Genomic DNA, 2,428 nt, shown 5'->3' on the forward strand with positions numbered 1-2,428 from the left:
GCCATGACAACCAACAGGGTGGTTGCCACTGGTTTAGTTTTCATCATCACTTGATCCTAACTTACTCAATTACGTATATAGACTCTCCCTATATAACATAATGCCCTCGAAGCCTACGAACTTTCACAAACTATACATAGCCTAAAAGGTAGCCTCGTCACCATCCTTTTGAGGCGCCCAAATCGGCACATCCCCAAAGAGAGCTTTAAAATAGACGGACGGAGTCCATAGTGGACCATTTAGATGCATTGGAATAAAAACTTTATTTACCTGTACGCGACGTAAAAATTCAATACTGCCCCACTCCATAGCGTCTTCGAGACGGTTGTCTACAGGGAACATTGCTACATCTACGGACAAGCCCTCTAATTCCTTAAACTCACGCCAAGCCATGCGCTTTGCATCCGCATTGTTTTCTGGCGTATCACCGAGCCAATGCCACCAGTTAAGGTCGCCTGCATGGAAGATAGAATCAGAGTCGATATTCGCCGTATTTGTCTTTACGTAGAAAGAACCACCTTCATCAGTGCTGCCATACATATGGATGCCTACATCATCTAATATCGCATCTTGGCCAGGACGCATGGTAATACATTTCTTTACCTTGCCTTCTAATGGCACATCTTGATGGCAAATATAGCGAGTTTGAGGACCATCAAATTCCGTAATGGACGGATTATAATGGTCACCATGAGTATGTGTCACAAAGAACCAAAGCTCACGGCCCCGTTTTGCCAATTGCCAAACAATATTATTAGAATCCTTATAATAATCAAACACATAGCAACGCTTACCGTCATCTACGAGGAAACCGCTATGAGCTAAAAAAGTTACATTCAACATTATTATCAATACCTCTCATTTATTGAGAATTTATATCATTCGTATTTTTAATTATACCATATTTTTTGTACCTACGCTTAGGTATAACAAGGACTAATACAATTTAATAGTAGCAAAAACTGAAAAGAAATGCCGCTGGCATTTCTTAGATGCGACCAGCGGCTTTCATATAGTCGATATATTGGTTACCCCAGTTTTCAAGGGATACTAAAACAGTCTTAAAACCTGCCCCCACTTCGGTAAGGCTATATTCAACCTTTGGTGGAATGGTACCGTATACTTCACGATGTACAAGGCCATCATCCTCCATTTGACGCAACGCTCTTGTCAATGTAGCTTGCGTAATGGGATGTAGACGACGCTCTAACTCACGAAAGCGCACAGGACCTTCAGACAACTCATGCATAATCAACAAAGACCATTTGCCAGCCAATAACTTTTGGCTCGTTGCAAAAGGACATCTGCCAACTAGATCATGAATATTTACGAGTTGCTCTGCCATAGTAATTCTCCTTTTCTTTCTAATTTAGTTCAAATCATATCACAATTTTTTAGTATTGCAAGCATTTTATAGTATTTTTTTTTAGGGTACTAAACTTTTTGAAATTTTTTAATCAGTAAATATCACAATTCTATCATATTTAATAGTACCTATCTTAAATAATTCTACTATTCAAAATATTTACACATCTATATAATGAGGTCATCATGTGAACACAGTATTAACTGTAGAGTAAGTTTTATAGGTCGCTAGTAGTGATAATAATTTACTCAATCACATTTAAAGAACTATTCTTTCAACAAAAGAGATACTTTCAGAATAAGGAGAATCATCATGAATATTTTAGTAATCGGTGCAAATGGTAATGCAGGTCGTCAACGTTTTACTGCAGTGCAAAACTAACATCTCAATCTCTTTTCATGTCTCTATATGCAACACCCTCCCAACACAAAACAACGTATATAAAAACATTGAGGGCTATTAACTGCAACCAATAGCCCCCGCTTATAATTAAAACAATACCTTTAAACAAATATGAATTTTTATATTTATATACAGTAGGTGATATTATGAATCGCATGCCAATATTATTCGTCGGCCACGGCAGTCCCATGATGGCCTTAGAACATACAGAAACAACAAATACTTTCAAAAGCATAGGACAAAATATTATCAACAACTATGGCAACCCAAAAGCCATACTCGCCATCTCTGCCCATTGGTATGCAGATGGCACCTATATTCAAAGCGCAGAGAATCCAAAACAAATTTACGATATGTATGGATTCCCTCAAGAACTCTACGAAGTTGTATATCCTGCAAAGGGTGACAGCAATTTAACGAAAGAAGTACAAAAATTACTGGGTAACTCCGTTTCTATAAATGACACTTGGGGCATCGATCACGGCATGTGGACCGTGTTAGTTCACATGTTCCCTGATGCATCAATTCCAGTTGTCCAACTATCTATCAACAAACACCTGAGCCCAAAAGAAGCCTATCAACTAGGAACAAAACTTCAGTCATTACGCGATGAAGGCTATCTTATTATGGGTAGCGGTAATATCGTTCATAATCTAAGAC

The 2,428-nt window shown here is 38.3% G+C and carries 3 protein-coding genes; 1 reads left to right on the forward strand and 2 read right to left on the reverse strand.

Annotated features, from left to right (window positions below; translation table 11 throughout):
- Positions 1 to 141 precede the first annotated feature (141 nt).
- Together Q0507_RS03065 and Q0507_RS03070 are read right to left on the reverse strand one after the other, a co-directional pair.
- The gene (locus Q0507_RS03065) at positions 142 to 843 is read right to left on the reverse strand and encodes an MBL fold metallo-hydrolase (protein ID WP_298712170.1); all 702 of its coding nucleotides are present in this window, start codon (positions 841 to 843) and stop codon (positions 142 to 144) included.
- A gap of 145 nt (positions 844 to 988) precedes the next feature.
- A complete protein-coding gene (locus Q0507_RS03070; protein WP_298712172.1) occupies positions 989 to 1,345 on the reverse strand; it encodes a helix-turn-helix domain-containing protein in 357 nt (118 codons plus the stop codon).
- A 569-nt stretch (positions 1,346 to 1,914) separates the two neighbouring features.
- Here Q0507_RS03070 and Q0507_RS03075 point away from each other — a divergent pair.
- Positions 1,915 to 2,428, forward strand: a 514-nt coding sequence (locus Q0507_RS03075) for a dioxygenase (protein WP_298712175.1), incomplete at its 3' end; no start/stop codon positions are given.

The sequence above is a fragment of the uncultured Veillonella sp. genome (assembly GCF_938010505.1).
Lineage (GTDB): Bacteria > Bacillota > Negativicutes > Veillonellales > Veillonellaceae > Veillonella.

Bases quoted from the DNA above. Each gene is read 5' to 3' on its own strand.
- Q0507_RS03070 (WP_298712172.1), bottom strand. From the start codon at position 1,345: ATGGCAGAGCAACTCGTAAATATTCATGATCTAGTTGGCAGATGTCCT.
- Q0507_RS03065 (WP_298712170.1), bottom strand. From the start codon at position 843: ATGTTGAATGTAACTTTTTTAGCTCATAGCGGTTTCCTCGTAGATGAC.